The organism is Solimonas sp. K1W22B-7, from assembly GCF_003428335.1.
Classification (GTDB): Bacteria; Pseudomonadota; Gammaproteobacteria; order Nevskiales; family Nevskiaceae; genus Solimonas_A.
Genome location: NZ_CP031704.1, coordinates 4745179 through 4767307 on the forward strand (window position 1 = coordinate 4745179; position 22129 = coordinate 4767307).

Consider the following 22129-nt stretch of genomic DNA (forward strand, 5'->3'; position numbering starts at 1 on the left):
AGACGGCTCTCCTTTTTGCCCTGGAGCCAAAAAATGACATAAGGGCTGTTATAACAGTGTTTTATCTGGTTTGTACCCTGCAACATCTTCGGGCGGGACCTGACGGGCTGAACCCTGTCTTCAAGGCATCCCGATCGACGACCAGAGGATGCGCCGGACCTCACGGGGGGCGGCGTAGCCGGTGGCCGGATGCGCGGTCTCGCCGTCGTCCAGATCGAGCCGCGATTGCCGCAGCGTTCCAGACGGGAAGCGCTCAGACCACCGCCCCGATCGACCACCGAATTCGCGGTGCAAGGCCGATTTGCTGTGGTTTTCCATGGCTTACCTCCTGTAGCGATGCCGCGGGAACCTGGGGTATAGCGTTCCCCATCCGCGGTCGATCGACCCCAACCCTTAGTTAGTTAGCAGGAGGCCGTCGTGGCTTCAGGCTGGCTGCAGGCCGTAGCGCGCATGGCCCGTCAGTGACTGCCCCCCGTCGCAGACCACAGTCGTCCCCGTGATGTAGCCGGCAGCACTCGTCGAAAGGAACAAGGCCAAGTCCGCGATCTCGTCAAGGCTGGCGTAGCGTCCCAGCGGAATACGCTCGTATAGGGCCGCGCGAGACGCCTCGTCAGGAGTCAGGCGGGCCATGCCCTCGGTACCGTCTACCGGCCCCGGGGCGAGCGAGTTCACGCGCACGCCGTCCTTCCCCCACTCTAGGGCCAAAACCTGGGTCAGCATCTGAATGCCCGCCTTGGCAGAACACACGTGGGCCTGTCCCTCCGCGGGTAGCAATGCGTGGGTCGCGCTGATGGCCAGCAATGAGGCGCCAGGCTTGCGCAGCCTCGGATAGGCAGCGCGGAACACGTGGAACGTCCCGTTGAGATCGATGTCGACCACAGTGCGGAACCCGTTTGATGACAGGGTGTGCGCCGGAGCGACAAAGTTGCCAGCTGCCCCGGAGACAACGATGTCGATGGGGCCCAGGCTGTCTGCGCACTGGTTGATTGCAGCCTCCACAGCAGCAAAGTCGCGCACGTCCGCGGCCGCTCCCTCAGCCTTGGCGCCCAATGCGCGCAGCTCCGCCACGGTGTCATCGATTTTCGACTGATCCCGGCTGACGACGAAAACTGCCGCGCCATGAGCCGCATAACGACGCGCGATGGCGCGATTGATTCCGCGGCTGCCGCCGGCAACGAAGGCTACGCGGCCGGAAAGTGCCGAGGCGCTGAAGAGTGACGTGGAGGAGTTCATGGGAGGCACCAATTCAGAGACCGTAGGACGGAGCACGCTTCTGCTGCACTGCATCGAGGGATTCGCGCAGGTCTTCACCCGGCATCATGGCCGCGTTCCAGGCTGCGACGTAGGACAAGCCGTCAGCGACACTCCGGTCTCGGGCCCAGAGCAGGTTTCGCTTGATGCCTCGCAAGGCCACCGGTGATTTCGACGCAATGGTTGCCGCGAGGCGATTCACCGCCTCGCGCAGGGTATCGGGGGATTCATGAACCTGGGATACCAATCCCAGCTTCCGCGCCTCCTGGCCGTCGAAGTGCTGGGCGGTGTAGCTGAGCTCTGCCAGGACCGAGTATCCGAGCACGTGTCTCAGGCGCTGGATCGTGCCCACGTCAGGGACGACCCCGAGATCCGCCTCCTTGATGGAGAAGCGCGCATCCACCGTGCAGAGCCGCATGTCGCAGGCGGCAATCAGGTCCACTCCGGCGCCGATACAGGCACCCTGAATCTCCGCGATCACCGGGACGCGCAGACCCTCGATGGCGTTGAAGGCAGCCTGCACACGTTCGATGAATGCGAGCAGCGCCTCTCGCCCCCGCGCCGAGCAAGCATTTCCAGAGGCTAGTTCCAGCAGGTGACGGATCACCGACAGGTCGATCCCCGCGCAGAAATGACGCCCTTCACCGAACAGGATCGCCACTCGTAGGCCCTGCTGGCCGGACAGCCAAGCGAAGGCCGCAGGGAGTTCCTCCCACATGGCCAGATCGAAAGCATTGGCCTTGTCCGGACGACATAGCCCGACACGTCCGATGTGGCCATCCATCGTGGCCCGAACCGCGCTACCCCTGTATTCCATGCTCATGTCCTCAGAAGCGCTTGCCCAGCGACAGGCCGGTGATGATCTGCTGCACGTGGATATCGGCCTCGCCGCCGCCGAATGCCGCGGGAATTGAGCCACTGCCGGCAACACGGCTCCGCGGCACGAACGCCGAAACGCCGGTGATTTCCCAGCCACCCGCCAGGGACTGAGTCGTACCGAGCGTGTAGTGCTCCTTCATCACCAAGGGAGCGGCCATGCCGAAGAAAGTTTCAGAGGGCGGCATGATCTCGCTGGACCGGCTGTATCCGGCGCGCAGCCGCAGGCCCGGACGCACATCCCAGGCGAACCCGAACTTGTAGATATCCTGATCTCGCCAACCGAAGCCAGGACCGCCATCCGATCCCAGGAGACGGCCCTGGGCAAGCCGCGAGGCAGGGTTGCCCGTAGCGTCCTGACCACTGAATTCCACACGGCTGAAGTCGACACTGAAGGACAGCACAGGGGTTGCCTGGTAGCGGAGTCCCAGGCCCAGGATCGCCGGCAGGTCTAGTTGGCCACCGTTCGGCAGTAACCCGCGGTAGCGACGGAACTTGCCCAGCCGCGTCGGCGAACGCCATGCGATCCCGGAGTCCAGTTGCTCGCTCAGGCGGCCTTGCCAGCCGATCTGCAGGCTGTAGCCGAATTCCGAATCCGATCCCTGGTCGGAGACCTGGGCGGGCGATTGGGAAACCGGCGCCAGGAAGCCCAGACCCTTCGCATTGATTTCCTGATACGCAAGATTCAGCCCTACGCCGACGTTCTGGCCGGGGACGACGGCATAGGCCATCGAGGTGGAGACCACCGACTGCATGAGCTTGATGCCCGCTCGGTCGCTCCCGCCAAACCGGGCGTAGGGGCTGCGCTTGTAGTCGGTACCGAACCCCGCACCGAACACGGTGACGCCGATGGCGGCGCGATCGCCCAGCGGAGTGGACCAGCCACCCTGGGGAATGAAGAAGTGCGCCTGCCCGTCCGACCGGTAAGCATCATTGGCACCGAATGCATTGCCGCCAATGGCACTGCCTGCTTCCACGTAGAGCCAGTCCAGGCCCAGGTCGAAGCGACGCCCCAGAGACAAGACCGCTGCCGAGTTGGCCGCCATCGCGGGGGTGTCCTCGGCGCGGGCCACGGCCACGCCACCCGCCCCCTCGGATTTCAATCCGTAGCCGTGGGCAAACACCCCGTATCCGGCACTGACCGGCCCCGCATGCGCCAGCAGGAGCGCCAAGGCTCCCACGCCAGATCGCTTGAGCACATCTCCTCCGGCCGCACGCGGCTCTGCATGTTCTGAGGCCAAGCCTAGGCGGCCATCGCCGCATTCCCCCTGACCGAAAGTTTGGGAAACGGACGGCCTGGGCGGGGAAAGGTAGGACCCCGTGCTGTACCCGAGAGGAGAAAGAACATGAATATGCCTGCCCAGACCGCGCCGGCCGTCCGCCTGCCGCCGAGCCGCAACTTCATCGGCGGCGAGTGGCTGGACGATCCCGCCGCTGAGCGTATCGAGGTCTGCGACCCCTCCACAGAGGCAGTGATCGGGAACATCCCCCGCAGCACCCCCGCTGCCGTCGACCAGGCCGTACGGGCCGCGCGCACCGCTTTCGAAGATCCTGCATGGCGCGACCTGCCGCTGATTGCGCGTGAGCGGCTGATCCACCGCTTGGCCGACCTCCTGGAAGCGAACACTGCCGACATGGCCGCAATCGAAAGCCTCGACAACGGCAAGCCGGTGATGTTCTCCAGCACCCTGGACGTGCCTTATTCCGTGGCCTGGCTGCGCTACTTCGCCGGCTGGCCGACCAAGCTCTCGGGCAAGTCCCTGAACGCTGCCGTGCATGGCCCGGCCTATCACTGCTACACCCTGCGAGAACCCGTGGGCGTCGTGGGCCTGATCGTGCCGTGGAATTTCCCGCTGGTGCTGGCGGTGTGGAAGATCGCGCCGGCTCTGGCTGCAGGCTGCACGATCGTGCTGAAGCCGGCGGAGCAGACGCCCTATTCGGCCTTGCGGCTCGCTCAGCTCGTCGAGGAGGCGGGGTTCCCCAAGGGTGTCTTCAACGTGGTGCTCGGTGACGGCAGCACCGGCCAGGCCATCGTTGACCACCCTGGCGTTGCCAAGCTGTCCTTCACGGGCTCCACGGCCGTGGGCAAGCGCATCCTTGCCAGCGTCGCCAAGGACCTGAAGCGAGTAACGCTTGAACTGGGCGGCAAGTCGCCGACGATCATCCTGCCGGACGCAGACCTGGAGCAGGCCATCCCGGGTGCGGCACAGGCGGCGTTCGTGAATTCCGGCCAGATCTGCTTTGCGGGCACCCGGCTGTTCGCGCCCCGCAAGCACTTCGACAAGGTGCTGGAAGGCATCGCCGGTGTCGCCTCAATGTTCAAGATCGGCGCGGGCCTGGAATCCGACACCATGCTCGGGCCGGTGATCAGCTCCCGCCAGGCGGACAGCGTGATGGACAAGCTGCAAGCCGGCGTGAAAGCAGGCGCGACCGTATTCAGCGGCGGCAAGCGGCTGGATCGCAAGGGCTACTTCATCGAGCCCACCATCCTCGTCACCGAAGATGCCCAGAACCCTGCCTACCGCGAGGAGCTCTTCGGCCCGGTACTGACCGCAACGCCGTACGACGACATCAACGATATCGCCGCGATGGCCAATGATTCCGACTACGGCCTCGGCGCGCACGTCTATACGCGTGATCTGTCCGCCGCGCACCAGCTCGCGCGCAAGATCCAGGCGGGCACCGTCTGGGTCAACACCCAGCTGACCCCGGACCCCAACCTGCCCTTCGGCGGCTTCAAGCAATCCGGCTGGGGTCGCGAGAATGGCGAGGACGTGTTCGCGCACTACCTCGAAACCAAGACGGTGATGATGAAGATCGCCTGAAGCGACCGGGAGACCAGGTCATGGGGGAGGTGCACATGTGCGGCCAGGGCGTGCCACTGGTGCTGCTGCACGGCGTCGGCGGCAGTTGGCGGATGTGGAAGCCGGTGCTGCCGCTGCTGGAACGGCAGTTCCGCGTGATAGTACCGACGCTGCCGGGACATCGTGGTGGCGAACCACTCCCGGCTGGAGTGGAACCAACGATCGGTCTGCTCGCCGACCGTCTACTGCTTCAGCTACGCGCCATGGGCATCGAGCAGGCGCATGTCGCCGGCAATTCCCTAGGGGGCTGGCTGGCGGTGGAACTGGCGCGGCGCGGGTTCGCGCTCAGTGTTACCGCGCTTTCCCCAGCCGGTGGCTGGCGCAGCCTGCAGGACTACCGCGCCCTGGCGCGCAGCCTCGTAACCTCCTACCGGCTGATGCCGCTGCTGTTCCTGCTGTTCTGGCTGCTGATGGGCCTGGCCGCGGTGCGCCGAATCCTGTCGGTCCGCACAATGGAGCGCGGCGACCGCATGCCGAGCGATGAATTCCGCAGCAGCCTGGTGGCCTTCATGTGCTGCCGCATGATGCCGCGCCTGTTCCGCAACACCGAAGCCACCGGCGCGATCGAGCCCTACGACGCTCAGTCCCTGGCGGTATGCGTCGCCTGGTCGGAACGCGACCGTGTGCTGCCATTCGACACCTACGGCCGGCCGTTCCTCGATCGCGTCAGCGGCGCGCAGCACTGCGTGATCGAAGCCGCCGGCCACGTCCCGATGTATGACCAGCCCGAGGCCGTGGCGCGCCGCATCGCCGCCACCGCCACCGAACCGAGGGGAGTCCCGGCATGACCCAGAACCGCCGCATCGTACTGGCCGAAAGGCCACGCTACATCACGCCCACCGCCAACTGCTTCCAGCTCCAGAGCGGCGCGCTGCCGCAACCTGGCGAGGGCCAGTTGCTGGTACGCACCACCTGGCTGTCGCTGGACCCCTATTTGCACGGTCGCCTCAAGCGCACCACGGCGCAGGCCGAGCCAGTCAAGGTGGGCGACGTCATGGTCGGCGCCACCATCGGCCGCATCGAGCAGTCACGGCACCCGGACTACAAGGCCGGCGACCTCGTGCGCGGGTTCTGGGGCTGGCAAGACTATGCGGCGGTCGAGCCGAAGCGCGTACACAAGCTCGACCCCTGCCTGCAGCAACCATCGCTGGCGTTGGGTACGCTCGGCCTGCCCGGATTCGGCGCCTGGCTGGCGCTGAGGGTCCTGTCACCCGTCAAAGCGGGTGAAACCGTGGTGATCGGAACCGCCACTGGCGCGCTGGGGCAGACTGCCGGACAGATCGCAAAACTGATGGGCTGCCGCGTGGTGGGTATCGCCGGCGGCCCGGAGAAATGCCGGTTGGCCACCGAGCGCCTGGGTTACGACGCCTGCGTCGATCACCGCCAGCGCGATTTCGCCGACCACCTGCGGGCGGCCTGCCCGAAGGGCATCGATGTTTACGTCGAGACCATCGGCGGCAAGGCCACATCGGCGGTGCTGCGGCTTTGCAATCTTCAGGCACGCGTCACGGTTGCCGGGCTGATGTCGATGATCACGCGCCAGGGTTCGGCGGAAGATGCCTTGCTGGCCGACGACTTCCTCAACGAAGTGGTCAATCGCCGCCTGTCGATCCGCGGATTGGTGACCTTCGACCACATCGAGACGCACTTCGGCCTCTTCCAGGACGAAATGCTGGCCTGGATCGGCGATGGCCGCGTGAAGCCGGTTGAGCACGTTGTCGATGGCCTTGAGCACGCGCCGTCGGCGCTGCAAGGCCTGTTCGAAGGACGCAACCTCGGCAAGCTGATCGTGAAGGTGGCCGACTGATGAACCTGCTGCGCGAAACCATGGCCGCAACGCCACTGGCGCCCGCCCTCGAAGCGCGTCGCCTGGCGCGCACGCCGGGGATGCGCGAGAAGATCGAGGCGCTATCTCAGCGACTGTCGCGTCCCCTCCTAGCCATGCAGCGCCAGGCCGAGTCCTGCCTGCGCGAGATGGTGGCGGTCAACAGTGCGCCGGCGGAGTACCTGTTCGACCATGGGCTGGGCCCGGCCCACACCCGCGCCTTCACCATCGAAGCCGATGGGGCGGCGCTGGCCCGCCTGCGCCAACTCAATGATCGACACGCACTGATATTCCTGCCCTCGCACCGTTCCTACGCCGACCCGTTCGTCATGACCAAAACGCTGCAGGAGCATGGCGTGTCGCGCACGCACATCCTCGGCGGCGACAACCTGCGCTTCTTTCCCTTTGGCCCGATTGCGCGCCATAGCGGCGGGGTGTTCATCCGCCGGAGCTTCAAAGACGACGAGGTCTACAAGCTGGTGCTGCAGGAGTACCTCGGCCACCTTGCCGCCAGTGGCAGCAACCTGGAGTGGTACATGGAAGGCGGCCGCTCGCGTACCGGCAAGCTGCGTCCACCCAAGTACGGCCTGCTGAGCTACCTTGTCGGTGCTATCCGCAATGGCCAGGCCGAGGATGTGATCCTGGTACCGACCTCGATCACCTACGACCAGTTGCACGAAGTGCGCGCGATGCTGGACGACGAACTCTCCGGTCACAAGCCGAAGGAAGGCCTGGCATGGCTGGCAGCCTATGCCCGCATGCAGCGGCGCTGGATCGGCAAGGTCCATGTGCGCTTCGGAGAACCGATGTCGCTGTCCCAACGTCTGTCTCAGGAGAGCGGCGAGACGCGCAACACCGTCGCCAAAATTGCTTTCGAGGTATTCCAGCGCATCAACCAAGCAACGCCCGTAACGGCTCAGGCTCTGGTGACACTGGCCTTGCTCAGCGCTGGAGAGCGGGCGCTGACCTTGGACGAAGTGCAGCGCCACGTACACCCCTTGCTGGACTACGCCCACGCCCGGAGCCTGCCGACCTCTCAGATCGAGAATCTGCGACACCATAGCGGTGTACTGGACACGCTCGATTCCCTGGTCGGTACCGGCGTGGTAAGCCGCTACGATGAAGGCTTGGAGCCCGTATTCGCGATCGAACCCGGTCAGCATGGTGTGGCCGCCTTCTACCGGAACAGCGCAGTGCACTGGTTCGTTAACCGGGCCATCACCGAGCTGGCGCTCTGGCACACCCTGAACCTGGATGTCGAGAACCTGGAAGCCGAAGCGCGGCGCCGAACCCTGGCACTCAGAGACCTACTGAAGTTCGAGTTCTTCTTCTCGGAGAAGCATGCCTTCAGGGATGAGCTGCTGGAAGAGGCGTCCCTGTGGGACCCTGGCTGGCGCGAGCGCAGCAAGACTCGGGAGCAGCGCCTGGCGTTGCTGAAGAATGCCAACTTCCTCATTGCCCATACGGTGCTGCCTTCCTTCCTGGGAGCCTACTTCATCGTTTCCGATCGCTTGGCAGCCCATCCCAATACCCGTCCGATCGACCGGAAGCAGTTCCTGGACGAATGCGTCACTGTCGGCCGCCAGTACCTCCTGCAGAAGCGGCTTCTGACGCCGGAATCCATTTCCCGGGAACTGTTCACCAATGCCCTCAGGCTGGCGGACAACCGCAAGCTGCTCACGCCTGGGGGAGCCGAACTGGGCGAGCGGCGCCGGGCCTTCGCCAAGGAGTGCGCCGATGCCGTTGCCGCCACGGCGGCCTTGGGCGAGCTCAATCGGTGCCATGCCATCACCACCACTGAGGAGCCGACACATGGGGCGCTCTGACTCTCCCAGCGAGAGGGCGTCCCGGCAGAGGGCGGTGGATCAGCACATCGAGGCGATCCTCCACGGCCCGCGCGGACCTGAAATCGGCGCTTTCTTCGATTTTGACGGCACCCTGATCGACGGCTATTCCGCCTCACACTACTACCGCGACAAACTCAGCCGCAGGGCAGTGGACCTGGATGAGTTGGCCGACCTCGTCGCGTTTTCGAGGCTGAAACAGCCCACGACCGCGGACTTCGAAGCGATGCTGCGCAGCATCGCAGGACGGATGACAGGGCTGGCGCGCGAAGAGTGGGCCGGAACCTGGAAGCGCCTTTTCTGCAAGCAGATCGCCGGCACGATCTTCCCCGAAGCCTGGCGGCTGGTGCAGGCGCACCGCCACATGGGGCATACGCTCGTGATTGCCAGTTCCGCCACGGCCGAGCAGATCGCCCCGGTAGCGGACGAGTTCGACATCGAGCACCGCCTGTCATCGCGACTCGCGGATGATGGCGGCGTCCTCAGCGGCGAGCTGGACGGCATTCCGCTGTGGGGCCCTGAAAAGGCCGCCGCCGTTCGCCGCTTCGCAGCGCAGAGGGGCATGGACCTCCAGCGTTGCCATGCCTATGCCAACGGCGACGAGGACCGCGACTTCCTGGCCAGCGTGGGCCAGCCCGCGGCCGTAAATCCTCAGCCGGCATTGGCTGCCGCGGCAGCCGATCAGGCCTGGCCAGTCCTTTCCTTCGCACCACGGGCGCGGGTCAGCATGGCCGATCGCCTGCGGACGATCGGGTCCTATGGCGCGATGGCTGCCAGCTTCGCCGGCGGCGTGCTGTACGACAGACTGACGGGCGAGCGTCGCAAAGCCCTGGACGTGGTTTCCACGGTCGGCACCGAACTGGGCCTGCTGATCGCCGGCATCGACGTACGGATACAGGGCGAGCAGCACCTTTGGTCGCACCGGCCAGCAGTGTTCATCTTCAACCACCAATCGCCATTGGACCTGGTGGTGGGCCTCAAGCTGGCACAGCGCGGGTTCACCGGCGTTGTGAAGAAGGAAGCAGCAGAGGTACCCGGCTTTGGGCAGTTCATGAAATTCGCCGATATGGCCTTCGTCGATCGCGGCAACAGTCACGCAGCGCGGCAAGCGATGGCGCCGGCCGTGGAAAAGCTGCGCCGCGGTATTTCCGTAGGTATCTGCCCCGAGGGCACGCGTTCCTACTCCCCTCGTGTTGGTCCATTCAAGAAGGGCGCGTTCCACCTGGCAATGGCGGCGGATGTGCCCATCGTTCCCGTGGTGATGCGAAACGTCGGGGAACGGATGTGGCGCAACGGTCTCTGGATGCGACCCGGCACGATCGACATTGCCGTCCTGCCGCCCCTCTCTGTCTCTGGCTGGAAGCTCGCCGATCTGGACCGCAAGGTCGAGGAAGCCCGGCAACTCTTCGTCGATACCCTAGCGCAGTGGCCTGAGTCGGGCTCGGGTGTCCCGAAATCCCCTCTCTACGCAAGCATTCCATGAATACGCAGGCAATCCAGCCCGACGACTCCTTGCTCCGTCTGCAAGCATGGGGCGGAAACGACGAACTCGACGACTTCGAGACCCTGATGTGGCAGCTCGACGAACGCCCGAATCTCCGAGCGGCGGTCGTGGGCATCGAGATCCTCGACTGTGTGCCTGATTGGGGCCGGTTGGTTGCCGCCCATGAACTCTGCCTGGCTGCGACACCCCGGTTGCGATCGCGGATCGTGGAAACCCCATTGGGCTTGGGCAATCCTGGTTGGAGTATCGATCCCGGCTTCCGGCTGGATCACCATCTGCGCCGCGTGTGCCTAAGCTCACCCGGCGGCCTGCGCGAGGTGCTCGACCAAGCGCAGCGCCTGGCAATGGCGCCGTTCGACAAGTCGCGCTCACCCTGGGAAGCGTTGCTGGTGGAGGGCCTTGCGGACGGCTCGGCTGCCTACATCCTCAAGCTGCACCACAGCATGACCGATGGCATGGGGATCGTGCAGTTACTGGGAGCGGCCCACAGCCGCAGCCGAGAACCGCTGCCGCGCACTGCTCCGCCGCGAAAGGCGGAACGGGAACCATCGGTGAATCCGGCCATCCTTCTGGCCCGCCAATGGGGGCGTGCGCTCTCGCGGCTACCTGCAACCCTGTCGAGCCACGCGCGTGGGGCTCGTCGTCTCCTCGGCCATGAAGGCAAGGACGCCGGAGATCTTCTGGTCGATGCTCTGCGCTATGGCGCTTCCGCGCAACGAGTGCTGGCCGGCAAGCCGGTAAAGGGATCCCCGTTGCTGGCCAAGCGCAACCATCGCTGGCACTTCGAGGTCATGGAGCTCCCGCTATCGGAACTCAAGGCTGCCGCACGCCGGGCGGAATCCTCGCTCAACGACGCCTTCGTGTCCGGCCTGATGGGTGGCTTCGCCCGTTATCACCGCCGCTTCGGTAGCGTGCCGTCCGCCTTGCCCGTCAGCTTTCCGATCAGCCTTCGGACGGCAACGGACCAAGCAGGTGGAAACCGCTTCGTACCTGGCCAGTTTGCTGCACCACTTGCCGAGCCGGACCCTGTCCGGCGCATGCAGATTGTTGGCCGCATGGTGTCGAAAATCCGCAACGAGCCGGCACTGGAGCTGAGCCTGAGCATCATGCCGATGCTGCGCCGTCTGCCGCTGGGCCTCGTGGCCGAGGCCATGGGCGAACGCATTGCCTCCCAGGACCTGCAGCTCAGCAATGTTCCCGGCATCCGGGACGAGGTCTATCTCGCTGGAGCGCGCGTGACACAGCTTTACCCCTTCGCGCCGCTGCCCGGCTGCGCCGCGATGGTCACTCTCGTATCTCATGGTCCCCTCTGCTGTATCGGCCTGAACCTGGACGAGGCAGCCATCAACCGGCCGGAGCTTCTCATGCAGGACCTGCATGAAAGCTTCGCTGAGCTTCTCGACAGCGGCCACACCACCGCCGCGGCGGGTAAGAGCCATGCGTAGCTTCGACGGACAACTCTCCGGCGCCGGCGGAAGACGCATCTATTGGCAATCCTGGCTGCCTGTGCGGACGAGCTTTGCGGTGGTGATTGCGCATGGTGCCTGCGAGCACAGCGGCCGCTACCAGCGACTCGCGGAATACCTTCTCGAGCAGGGCGCGGCGGTCTACGCGCTTGACCACCGGGGCCATGGCCGGTCCGAGGGATCGCGGGCCTATCTCGATCGCTTCGAACATGCCTGCCAGGACATCGACCAGGTCGTGGAGATGGCGCGGCAGGCACACAGGGGCCGCCCCCTGTTCCTGCTGGGGCATAGCCTGGGTGGCGCGCTGGCCCTGCGTTACGCGTTGAAGCGACAGGGGAAGCTGGCAGGCCTGGTCCTCTCATCTCCTGCTGTGGCGCTCGACGGAGTGCCATCTGGCCTGATGATGATCGCGAGGCTTTTGTCCGTGGTGGCGCCCCGCACTCCGCTGTACCCCATCGCCGCGCAAGGCATCTCCCGCGATCCTGCGGAAGTCACTGCGTACCAGAACGACGCCCTGATCTACCGCGGGAAGATTCCGGCTCGAACCGTCGTGGAGCTGGCGAGCTTTCTCGAGTGGCTGCCCGCAGCGCTGCCCGCGCTGCGGTTGCCTCTGCTCGTTCTGCACGGCACGGCCGACACGCTCGCGCCGGATACCGGCGGCAAGCGCGTCCACGCTGCTGCCGGAAGCCTGGACAAGAGCTTGCAGCTCTATGAAGGCGGCTACCACGAATTATTCAATGAACTGCCCGGCATGCGGGAACAGGTCTGCCAGGACCTCTCCCGCTGGCTGAAGCGGCAGCAAGGCAAATACTGAGGAGAGCGTCATGCAGTTCACCCAAGGCTTGCACCGTGCGCTGCAGCAGCGGCCGGACACCATCGCCACGATCTGCGGAGAAAGGAAGACCAGCTTCCGGCAGCTGCAGGATCGCGTGGCGCGCCTGGCGGGCGCGCTGCGCAAGCTCGGCGTCCGCGACGGCGACCGCGTCGCCATGCTCGGCTTCAACTCCGATCACTACCTGGCCTACTACCTTGCCGTTCCCTGGGCGGGTGCCGTGGTCAATCCGGTGAACTTCCGCTGGAGCCTCGACGAGATCATCTATTCGCTCAACGACTCCGAGTCGGTGGCGATCTTCCTCGACGACAGTTTCGCGAAGCACGCCGACGCCCTGCTGGACGGCTGCCCATTCCTGCGCTTCGTGATCTTCTGTGGAGACGGCCAGTGCCCTGACGACCTGCTCGACCTGGAAACCCTGATTGCCGGAGCTGAGCCGATCGCGGATTCCGGCGTTGGCGACGACGAGACCTTCGGCGTCTTCTACACCGGCGGAACCACCGGCGCGCCCAAGGGGGTCCTCCTGTCTCATCGGAACATTAGCAGCGCGGCGCTGGCCCTGATGGCCGAGGGCCCGTTCCCTGATGGAAGCATCGGGTTGCATGCCGCACCGATGTTCCACTTGGCCGACATGATGATGAGCACCTGCCTGCTGCTGCGCGGCGGCACTCACGTCATGCTGCCTGGCTTCCGGCCGGACATCGCCTTGGACATCATCTCCAAGCACCGGATCAGCGAACTGCTGCTGGTGCCGGCCATGCTGCAGGCCCTGGTGGATTACCCGGACATCGGCCGGCACGATCTGTCCGCGGTGAAGCACCTGCTCTACGGCGCGTCCCCTGCCTCCGAGGCCCTATTGGACCGGGCGATGAAGGCGATACCCGGCGCCGGCTTCTTCCAGGTCTACGGCATGACGGAACTGGCCGCCACCGCCACCACGCTCCCGCCGAGCCAGCATGGCGTGGAAGGACGCATCGCAGGGCGGCTCCGTTCGGCGGGCCGTGCCTTCTGCCATCTCCAGGTCCGAGTCGTGGATACGGAGGACGTGGAGCTGCCGCGGGGCCAGGTCGGTGAAATCGTGGTGCGCGGGCCCAATGTCATGCAGGGCTACCTCAACAAGCCGGAGGCGACGGAGGCCGCACTGCGGGGAGGATGGATGCACACCGGCGACATGGGTTACATGGATGATGAGGGCTATGTCTTCGTGGTCGACCGGCTCAAGGACATGATCATCTCCGGTGGTGAGAACGTGTACTGCGCCGAGGTGGAGAACGCAGTGGCGCGCCACCCGGCCGTCGCGGCTTGTGCCGTGATCGGCATCCCCAGCGAGGAATGGGGGGAAGCGGTTCACGCCACCGTGGTGCTGCACAACGGCGGCGAGCTGAGCCAGGAGGCGTTGTACGCCCATTGCAAGCAACTCATCGCCGGATACAAATGTCCGCGCAGCATGGAGGTCCGCGATAGCCTACCGATCTCCGGCGCGGGCAAGGTGCTCAAGACGGAGCTGCGCAAGCCTTTCTGGGAAGGGCGCGAGCGCGCGGTCAACTGAGCGCGGAGACCGTCCTTGAACCTCCTTCGATTCGACCGCGGCTATTCGCGCCGCAAATTCCTGCAAGATGCCGCCATCGGCGTTCTCGGCACCGGCGTGCTGATGCCCTTGGCCAAGGCGATTGCCGCCACCGGCGACATCAGCAAGGCCTATCCCGACGAACTGCTTTCCATCGAGTCCTACACCAAGGGACGATTGAAGGTAGGCGACATCATCGACGCGAGCAACGTCGAGCTGGTGAAGGACCTGCTGGAGCCGGTGCGCTATCAGCAAATCCTGAAGATGGGTCGCCGCCTCAAGCTGCGTGCCACGACGACCGACGTGATGCGGCTGTCTCCCTGGGAATACATCGAGGCCACGCTGCGCAACAGTGGCAAGGCTGCTTTCGACGCCAAGGGGAATGTCATCCACGCCGCAGACGGCCAGCCCTGGATTGGAGGGAACCCCTTTCCCGATCCCAAGAACGGCCTCGAGCTCTTCGCGGCCCAGACCCTCAGCTGGGGGCGACACGATTCCTCCTTCTATGCCTTCAAGGAGTACGACGTCTCCGCCAAGGGAGAGTTGGAGTTCACCTATTCGGCGGGATGGGCAGAGATGTCCCCGGTGGCACGCGTAGCCTCCGACCCTCGGCCCTATTGGAACGAGCACAAGGACAAGCTGCGCTTCCAGTCGGTGTTCTTCATGACACCGCAGAGTTCGCGCGGCAGTTCATTCCTCAATATCTGGAACTACGACCAGAACACGTTCCCCTTGCTCTACGGCTACGTCGCCGAGTTCCGCCGGGTCCGACAGTTCCCGACCGACCAGCGCTTCGAGCCGCTGGTGCCAGGTTCCACCCTGTACCTCTCCGACGCCTGGGCCGCCGGCGACCCCCTTCATACCTGGGGGAACTATCGGATCGTTGGCCGCGGGCCCTTCCTGGCAGGCCTGTCCGGCAACTGGAATCCCGACAGCCCGAACTGGGAGCACAAGACCCACGGCGGCGCCAAGGGACAGTCCTTCTGGGACACCGAGGTTGAACTGGTCCCCGAAGCGATCGTCGTGGAGGCCGAGCCGGTCCGCTTCCCGCGCGCCCCAGTATCCAAGAAGCGCGTGTGGTTCGATGCCCGTAACCAGGTGGTGGTCGGCATGGTGACCTATGACCGCAAGGGACAGCCTTACCGCTCCTTTGATGGGGCGTACACCTTGTATGAGGACAAGGGCAGGAAATTCATGGATGGCGCGCACCCCTACTGGAGCTGGACGCACGTGACGGCGTCGGACATCCAGACCGGTCGCGTGTCGCGCCTGGAGCAGGTCCGCGAGTTGGAAAAGATCCACCGCAGCGGCGCCAACCAACCCGACCTCTACAACCGATATCTCACTACCGGGGCGCTCATGAAACTGGGAGCCGTATAGGCACAGCGACCCTCCGGCCCAGGATTGCCCGGCCAGACTTAGGTTGGGGAACATCCCTGCGCACAAGGACGATCTTTGCATCACTACAACAGCGTCCAGGTGCGACAGGAGACAACATGACGCTCACACAGATTTCGCTCGCTGCGTTCGTCGCGGTGGCATCCGGAGGGCTGCTGCTTGCCAGCCTGATTGCCTTGAAGAAGAGGATCCCGGCCTTCCTGGCCACCGCCCATGGCTTGGGTGGCTTAGCCGCACTTGCCCTGTTGTTCACCGCGGCCTTGCGCGGCCAGGAAGCCACGCCAGCGCTCACTTGGTGGGCACTGGTCGTGCTCCTGTCCGGCTTCGTCGGGGGCATGCTGTTGTTCCGGGTGGTCTTCCGGCATCGAGCCACATTGCCTTTGGCAGCCCTCCATGGCGGCATCGGCGCCGTGGGGATCTACCTGCTGTATCGCGTGGCGATCTAGCCGGGAGACACACACATGGGAAGCTTCAGCATCTGGCACTGGCTGATCGTCCTGGCGATCGTCGTCGTGGTCTTCGGCACCAAGAAACTCCGAGGCGCGGGGGGCGACTTGGGCGGCGCCATCAAGAGCTTCAAGGAAGCGCTGCGGGAGGGTGAAGCTGAAGCTTCCACCTCGTTGGCAACCGGTACGGGCGACAGTCACGGAGACCCCCTGGGCGACCAGCTCAAGGCCCGATCAATTGCTTCCAAGCTCCGAAACCTGGGCTGAGAACCACCCCTGGGGTGCCCAGCTGTTGAAGCATCTACCCGAACTCGCGGCTGGCCAAAACTGCACCGCCGAATCGCTTCCGCGACGCCTATCTGCGATGCGCCGACGAGGGCCACGAACGCCCCTCGGAGGGGCGTTCGTGGCCGGCGCAGAGTTAGCGCTGCAACCTCCCAGGCATGAACCGCCCGCACGCACGACAGTGGGTTAACTTCCGCAGCAAATGACTCCGGGGGAGCCCACTTGTGGGGGGCGCAGCCCCTCGCGGGACGCGAGCTGGGGGACCGCCGAAGGCGGGGTGTCGCGCCCGCGCGAAGCACCCCGCGGCCCCCAAGGCCGCGGTCGGGGGGAGCCGACGCGAATTCCCTGAGCTTGCCTCAGGGAAAGGCGGCCCCAGGCCGCCGGTTCGGGTTGGGGGGTCCCTCGGGACCCCGGCACCGCACGGCGGGGGGGCCCCGTGGCGCGAGGGCGCGAAGCGCCCGTCAGCCCGACCTTCAGGGAGGGGGGCGCGGCACGGGGCCCGCGCGCAGCGCGGTGCCCGGGGGAGCCGCCGCGGAGCGGTGGGGGGCGGGACGCCCCCGAAGTGCTGGCGGCCGGTTGGCGCGTCCAGCGCCAAAGCTTTGAAAACACTGCGAAAGCAGCGCGTCAGCGGCCCCTCCGGGGCTGTTTCAAAGCGGTCCGGATGCAAGCACTTCGCCCAGCCTGCCCGCGCGGCCCTGCCCCCTTCGGGTCGAGGGCATGAGTCGAGGGTAGAGATCGAGACTAGTTACTCAATACAGGGCTCAACCCTCTCACTCAAGGGAGCGGCTCCGTTGGCGCTCATGCAGGCCACCAAATCCAGCCCCGACAACGCCGAAAATCAAACTTCAATCGAGGCGGATACCGCAGAGGTCCATACCGCAAAAAAGGACCTTCAAGATGGACACTTTGATTCTGGACGATATGCCCCCTCAGGAGCCCGAGCACCCGCGCAAGGGGGGCATCTTCACCGATAAGACTCGCGAGGCGCTGGCCAATGCTCTCGAGCACCATAGCTCGTATGAGATTGGCCGTTTGAAGATGATTCTGGCGCTGATCTGGACGTACAGATGGGGTTACTCCACGCCCACGATCCTGGACCTTGTAGTGGGCGGCAATGGCCACGGCAATATCGCCAGCCGGTTGCTCAAAGCGGGGTACATCGAGAGGTTTGGGATTTACCTCGGATCCAGATTCGATGCACTGCCGCGATGGATCACCGTTCTTACCCCCGACGGGGTGCGGGAAGCGGAGGCTAATGTGGACCATCTTGTCCACCACCTGCACCGCCACTCCGGGGAGCGAATCCAGCGCTCCAATCTTGTGCACGATTTGCGGGTACAGAGGTTCACGCTGCGGAACCTGTCCGGCGCACCGTTTGGTAACTCCTGTGGGCACGACGAGGGGTACCTCTTTGTGCCGCGCAAGGGTGTCGGCAAGGTGGTGGGTTTCATGTCTCCGGCGGAACTCGGAGAAGTTTCGTTGGGTAGCAAGCTTCCGGATGCTGTTTGGCTCATGCCCGATGGCAAGCGCCTTGCCATCGAGGTGGAACTCACCGCGAAGTGGGGCTGGGAATTCGACATCACCCTTGAGCGCACCGTTAATCTGATCCGCAACGACACCTACCAGGGTGTCCTGATCGTGACCCGCAGCAAGAGCATCCAGAAGCGCTATGAGAGTGCTTTCGCTGGTGGCCAGCCCGTGCGCCGGTGGGTGAAGAACTTGGAGCGCAAGTACGTCCGGCGGGAGGACGAAGATAGTGTCATTGAGTCGCGCGTCGCGGATGCCATTTCCGTGGTTCTGAGGAGTGACCTCTAGATGCGCGTCTTCATTCTCGTTATGGCACTCCTGCTGGTTGCTTGCCGGCCGAACAACTTGGAAGCTCAGATCGAAGCACTTCAGGTACAAAACGAAGAGCTTCGAGCGGAGAGCTCAAAGCTCCGGGCTGAAATCCAGACCATGCAACATCGGCTGACCCGCCTCTACCAACTTGAGCGGGCAGCAGCAGTTTCCGAGGTTTGCGACCGATTCAATGTACTCACTCGCCTGTGTCCTGAGGACACGCTACAGACTGGCAGATGGGCACTGGACAGAGGCGTGACCCCGTCCCTTGGATGGTACTGGGCCGCGCTCACTACGCTACTCCTGGCAGTACTACTCCCGGTGACGGCCACAGTATTCATCGGTGTCGTTGGTTGGATTCGCCGGTTGACGCCAAGCCTTGAACTCTTGAAAGCCCGGAGGGAGGAACTGGCTGAGTTAACCCCGATTTGGAAGCTGGCCGGAGAGGTTTGCAATTGGCAAGACGAGATCAGTTCCAAAGCCGATGAATACAGGCAGCTGAAGGAGGCCGTTGCCAAGATGGAAGTGCGGGCGTCAGAGATGACGGCAGAAAACAACCAACTACAGCAGAAGCAAGACATGCTTCGGTCCCTTCGTTAGGGGTTGCTGGGCTGGAACTGGGACAAGCGCACCTGCACCGGTTCCAGCCCCCGAGCCGCAAACGCAGAGACGGCCAGTATTCGGCGGGTTCTGATTGGATTTGCCTGACAACCGAGTCAGGTCTTCCGCCAAGTCGCGCTCCTTTGAATTGCCTCTTCAGCGCCCTCAGGACGATGGAAAGGTGATGGGGCCACCACAGAGCTGGATGCCACGGCCGATGGTGAGGCTCATGGCTGCAAGCGCATGGCTAAATCGGTTTCCCGATTGCAGGGATACCGTAGAGGTACAAACTCAGCGAGTACCGCACATGGAATCGGCAACAATGACGACGGACGAGGTGGCCCGGCTGCTCGGGATCACAAAGCGAACTTTGAGCAACCGGCTCTCGAAGGGCGATGCCTGCCCTCCACACACTCGCCTTTCCCAGCGGCGCCGGATTTGGCTGCGCAGTGTAGTCATGGCTTGGCTCTCCGAGAACCAATCATCCGGCGCACCGATTGCCTTACCGGAGCGGGTGCGGCAGCGCCGCGGTTGATCCAACGATGAGGCCGCCCAAGCGGCGGCGCATTACCTTGATAGCCGTGGGCGATCTGTCCGCGAGGATCGCCGAGCATCCGGCTTGAATGGCAGCCACGCCAGTAGTGCCAGATCCTGCTGTCACGTCCGCTACCAAATCGCCAGGCCGAGTCGTCATCGTTAAGAGCCGCGATATCACGGCTACTGGCTTTTGCGCCGGATACCCCTGCTGCTCGGAGCGGCGAATGAATCCAGAGAGAAGCGGTTCCTCGAAGACAGTCCGCGGCGTCATCTTGAACTCGAGGCGGTTCGATTCAGCGTGTGCTCGCTGGCGCGCATTCATGAAATGCTCTGGGTACATCCTCGAGCGGGGATGGCGTAGATGCAGACACGCCTGCTGCGCCGGTCTCCATGATCGCGATCGGTTCTGCGCATTCGTGTAGCTCCACGTCAGCCAGGCTTCCAGTTTCACTCGGCTGCTCCAAAGGTCAATAAGCCTGCCCAACGCTTCGGGAAAACCCCAAACGAAAACGTGGCTCGATACCTCCGCAGCCGCGTTGATTAGCGGGAGAACTTCCGAGACAAAAGCACTGCGTCCCTGGCTAGTTTTTAACCGATACCAAGGATCCAGAATCGTGACGGTGGGCCGAACATTGAATTGCGCCATGGCTTGAAGGGCATCCAGCGCCGATATTGACGGCAAGAGTTCAATGCGTCCGGGAGAAGGGATCGGCACTCGGTCGAGAGCCGGCACATCACGCTTGGCCCGCTTGTCCGCCGTTCCCTTTTGTCGCGCCTCAAGAATTGCGTTGACCTCAGGGATCAGATCATCCGGAATCCGGACGAGTTTTGTTCGTGAACCGAACCGACCTGTTCCCGATGGCCGGCCGGCCCCGTTGCGCTTTCCACCTCGCGGCATTTATTCCTCACTGAATTAAGTACTCGAAACAAAACAGAGTGACTGTATAGGGTCCGAGCCTCCAGGAGATATTCCGGTCGAGTAAGCCGTCGGCGCCTCGCCGATGCGCTCCGACATGCAGGAGCAGACGCATTCGGCGTAAAAAACGTGAGGGGAAAGAGCGAAACGCCTTGGCTCAAGCAAGGTGGCCGAGTACCCTGCTTTCAAGCTCGGTGCGACAGTCCTGTAAGACAAGTTCAGGACAAGAATGCCGATTATCTACGGTGATATCGAGTGCGGTAGATGCGCTTAAAAGCTTTAAATTCAGCAACTTGAGTGACATGCGGTGACATAGAATGGCGGGGAAAGCCAGTTGAAAATCCCCGTGTCGGCGGTTCGATTCCGTCCCCGGCCACCAATAAAGTCCAGCATCTGTTCGCGGAATCTCACCGCCGACCCTTCGGGTCGGGGTTGTCCGGCACATCCCTGTGCCGTCCCCTCGCTTGCGCTCGGGCTACGCTCAATGGCGCTCCTGCACCATTGTCGATTCCGTCCCCGGCCACCAATTGATGCCTCTCTTAGTTTCAATGACTTAGAGCTCCATCAGGTGGTCATTGTTTGTCGAGAATTGGGGGCTTCACGACGCCCCCCGATTTTGAGTAGCGCTGGCATTTGGAATCCAATCCACCCCGGTGACTGACTGCCTCCTCCCAGCCCGAAGCAGACCCTTGGCATAAGCCGCAGCCTGCCAACTACCCTTGCGCCAGCAGGACTTCTCCTGAGGCGCGGATGCCCGACTGCAGGGCACCATCCAGATAGCCGGCCCACTCGTTCGCCGTTTCCGCTCCGGCCCAGTGGATGCGGCCGCAGGGCTCGCGCAGCGCGCTGCCGTACGTGGTCATCACGCCCGGCGGCATGTGGGCGACGTAGCCGCCGAGGCTCCAGCACTCCTGCGTCCAGTCCTGGTCCACGTAGGCCAGCGGCTGCGCGGCTTCCGCGCCGAAGTACTTCACCAGGTCGGACACGGCCTGCTTGCGCCTGGCCTCTTCTCCACGGGCACTCATCTCCACGGCATGTGCGGCATCCATGAATCCCACCAAAATGCCCAGGCTTTCATCGGGCGGCGATTGATCGAAGACTGTGCTGAAATGAAGGTCGTTGCTGAACGCCATGCCGCTGAATCCTCGCCTGCGCCAGAAGGGCGACTCGTAGGCGACATGGATCTTGATCACGGCGCCCATCGGCATCCGCTGCAATAGCCCGAGGCGCTGCGTGCTCAATGGCCTGGCGTAGTGGACCTGCGCCGCCAGCGCGGGCGGAACCGTCATGACCAGGCGCCTGGCCGTGTAGCGAGCCTGGGGCGAGGTCACGCAGACATGATCCTCGTGCTGTTCGATGGCCTGCACCGGCTCATTGAAGACGATGCTCCCGCCCAGGCGCTCGGCCATGCGCCGGGGAATCTGCCAGGCACCGCCCACGAACTTGTCCTGCTGCGCCCCGCCCTCGACGCCGGTGGCTACCTCTAGCCCATGGGCCTGCCGCATGAACTCCAGCAGGCAGAGATAGGACACCTGGGATGCCTCGGCACAGAACAATGTTCGCGTGATGGCGCGCAGCAGTTCACGCGCCGCGTGCGTGCGCACGGTCTTCAGGATCCAGCTCTCCACCGAATGCGCGTCCCATTCCCTCGCGCGCGGCGCGGACCAGGGCGCATCCGCCGGCAGCGTGCGGGTTTCCCGCTTCCAGCGCTGCTCCAGCAGCCCCATTTCCAGCAGGGAGAACAAGGGCAACTTCGGGATGGTGGTGGCGGATTCCGTCAGCTTGCCGTCGAGCCGCATCAGGGCCTTGCCCTGGATGTACTGGGAATAGGTCTTCACGCCCAGCTCCCCGGCTTGCTTCAACAGCAGCTTCTGCCCCGGCCCCACCCATTGGCCGCCCAGGTCGATGACCTGGCCGCAGATTTCACCCGGCTTGGACCGGCCGCCGACGCGATCGCGGGCTTCCAGCACCAGCACCTTCCGGCCTGCGGCGGTGAGTTCCATGGCGGCCTTGAGCCCCGCCAAGCCTGCTCCCACTACAATCGCATCCCAGGTCGAATCCGGATGATTCATGCCGTTC

Annotated in this window: 20 protein-coding genes; 14 read left to right on the plus strand and 6 right to left on the minus strand. The window is 64.2% G+C overall.

What is annotated here, in order from left to right; all coding sequences use genetic code 11:
• Positions 1–120: 120 nt before the first annotated feature.
• The 4 genes from D0B54_RS24470 to D0B54_RS21415 all read right to left on the minus strand — a co-directional run bounded on the left by D0B54_RS24470 (position 121) and on the right by D0B54_RS21415 (position 3299).
• Positions 121–318 (minus strand): hypothetical protein, encoded by a 198-nt coding sequence (locus D0B54_RS24470; protein WP_162932611.1) that lies wholly within the window; start codon positions 316–318, stop codon positions 121–123.
• A gap of 105 nt (positions 319–423) precedes the next feature.
• The gene (locus D0B54_RS21405; protein ID WP_117293967.1) at positions 424–1233 is read right to left on the minus strand and encodes an SDR family oxidoreductase; all 810 of its coding nucleotides are present in this window, start codon (positions 1231–1233) and stop codon (positions 424–426) included.
• A 13-nt stretch (positions 1234–1246) separates the two neighbouring features.
• Complete coding sequence (locus D0B54_RS21410) at positions 1247–2068, minus strand: enoyl-CoA hydratase-related protein (protein WP_205527201.1); 822 nt, start codon at positions 2066–2068, stop codon at positions 1247–1249.
• A gap of 10 nt (positions 2069–2078) precedes the next feature.
• On the minus strand, positions 2079–3299 hold the full coding sequence (locus D0B54_RS21415; protein ID WP_117293969.1) for an OmpP1/FadL family transporter: 1221 nt from the start codon (positions 3297–3299) through the stop codon (positions 2079–2081).
• Between the two features lie 174 nt (positions 3300–3473).
• Between D0B54_RS21415 and D0B54_RS21420 the strand changes: the two genes are divergently transcribed.
• The 14 genes from D0B54_RS21420 to D0B54_RS25255 all read left to right on the plus strand — a co-directional run bounded on the left by D0B54_RS21420 (position 3474) and on the right by D0B54_RS25255 (position 19132).
• Entirely contained in the window at positions 3474–4952 is a 1479-nt protein-coding gene (locus tag D0B54_RS21420) for an aldehyde dehydrogenase family protein (RefSeq protein ID WP_117293971.1), read from the plus strand.
• Positions 4953–4972: 20 nt separating this feature from the next.
• Positions 4973–5779 (plus strand): alpha/beta fold hydrolase, encoded by an 807-nt coding sequence (locus tag D0B54_RS21425; RefSeq protein WP_117293973.1) that lies wholly within the window; start codon positions 4973–4975, stop codon positions 5777–5779.
• Positions 5776–6798 (plus strand): NADP-dependent oxidoreductase, encoded by a 1023-nt coding sequence (locus D0B54_RS21430; RefSeq protein ID WP_117293975.1) that lies wholly within the window; start codon positions 5776–5778, stop codon positions 6796–6798. The genes D0B54_RS21425 and D0B54_RS21430 overlap by 4 nt, the downstream gene beginning before the upstream one ends.
• On the plus strand, positions 6798–8642 hold the full coding sequence (locus tag D0B54_RS21435; protein WP_117293977.1) for a 1-acyl-sn-glycerol-3-phosphate acyltransferase: 1845 nt from the start codon (positions 6798–6800) through the stop codon (positions 8640–8642). The genes D0B54_RS21430 and D0B54_RS21435 overlap by 1 nt, the downstream gene beginning before the upstream one ends.
• A gap of 34 nt (positions 8643–8676) precedes the next feature.
• Positions 8677–10143, plus strand: coding sequence for an HAD-IB family hydrolase (locus D0B54_RS24475; RefSeq protein ID WP_162932612.1), 1467 nt, complete (start codon positions 8677–8679; stop codon positions 10141–10143).
• Entirely contained in the window at positions 10140–11609 is a 1470-nt protein-coding gene (locus D0B54_RS21450) for a wax ester/triacylglycerol synthase domain-containing protein (RefSeq protein ID WP_117293981.1), read from the plus strand. Before D0B54_RS24475 ends, D0B54_RS21450 begins: the two co-directional genes overlap by 4 nt.
• Positions 11602–12444 (plus strand): alpha/beta hydrolase, encoded by an 843-nt coding sequence (locus tag D0B54_RS21455; protein WP_162932613.1) that lies wholly within the window; start codon positions 11602–11604, stop codon positions 12442–12444. Before D0B54_RS21450 ends, D0B54_RS21455 begins: the two co-directional genes overlap by 8 nt.
• 10 nt (positions 12445–12454) lie before the next feature.
• The gene (locus D0B54_RS21460; protein ID WP_117293985.1) at positions 12455–14011 is read left to right on the plus strand and encodes a long-chain-fatty-acid--CoA ligase; all 1557 of its coding nucleotides are present in this window, start codon (positions 12455–12457) and stop codon (positions 14009–14011) included.
• 15 nt (positions 14012–14026) lie between these two features.
• Positions 14027–15409 carry a DUF1329 domain-containing protein gene (locus D0B54_RS21465; protein WP_240433485.1) on the plus strand — a complete coding sequence of 461 codons (1383 nt, stop codon included), beginning with the start codon at positions 14027–14029 and terminating at the stop codon, positions 15407–15409.
• Positions 15410–15525: 116 nt separating this feature from the next.
• Positions 15526–15873: a hypothetical protein gene (locus D0B54_RS21470; RefSeq protein WP_117293987.1), complete on the plus strand. Its 348-nt coding sequence runs from the start codon at positions 15526–15528 to the stop codon at positions 15871–15873.
• Between the two features lie 15 nt (positions 15874–15888).
• A complete protein-coding gene (gene tatA, locus D0B54_RS21475; RefSeq protein WP_117293989.1) occupies positions 15889–16140 on the plus strand; it encodes a Sec-independent protein translocase subunit TatA in 252 nt (83 codons plus the stop codon).
• Positions 16141–17055: 915 nt separating this feature from the next.
• Positions 17056–17973 carry a hypothetical protein gene (locus D0B54_RS21480; protein WP_117293991.1) on the plus strand — a complete coding sequence of 306 codons (918 nt, stop codon included), beginning with the start codon at positions 17056–17058 and terminating at the stop codon, positions 17971–17973.
• Complete coding sequence (locus D0B54_RS21485; protein ID WP_117293993.1) at positions 17974–18597, plus strand: hypothetical protein; 624 nt, start codon at positions 17974–17976, stop codon at positions 18595–18597.
• A 322-nt stretch (positions 18598–18919) separates the two neighbouring features.
• Positions 18920–19132, plus strand: a complete 213-nt coding sequence (locus tag D0B54_RS25255) for a helix-turn-helix transcriptional regulator (RefSeq protein ID WP_162932614.1) — start codon at positions 18920–18922, stop codon at positions 19130–19132.
• Here D0B54_RS25255 and D0B54_RS21495 read toward each other — a convergent pair.
• Together D0B54_RS21495 and D0B54_RS21500 are read right to left on the minus strand one after the other, a co-directional pair.
• Positions 19100–20032: a DNA methyltransferase gene (locus tag D0B54_RS21495; protein ID WP_117293997.1), complete on the minus strand. Its 933-nt coding sequence runs from the start codon at positions 20030–20032 to the stop codon at positions 19100–19102. The two genes, D0B54_RS25255 and D0B54_RS21495, sit on opposite strands and share 33 nt — an antisense overlap.
• Before the next feature lie 731 nt (positions 20033–20763).
• Positions 20764–22122, minus strand: coding sequence for a flavin monoamine oxidase family protein (locus tag D0B54_RS21500; protein ID WP_117293999.1), 1359 nt, complete (start codon positions 22120–22122; stop codon positions 20764–20766).
• Positions 22123–22129 lie beyond the last annotated feature (7 nt).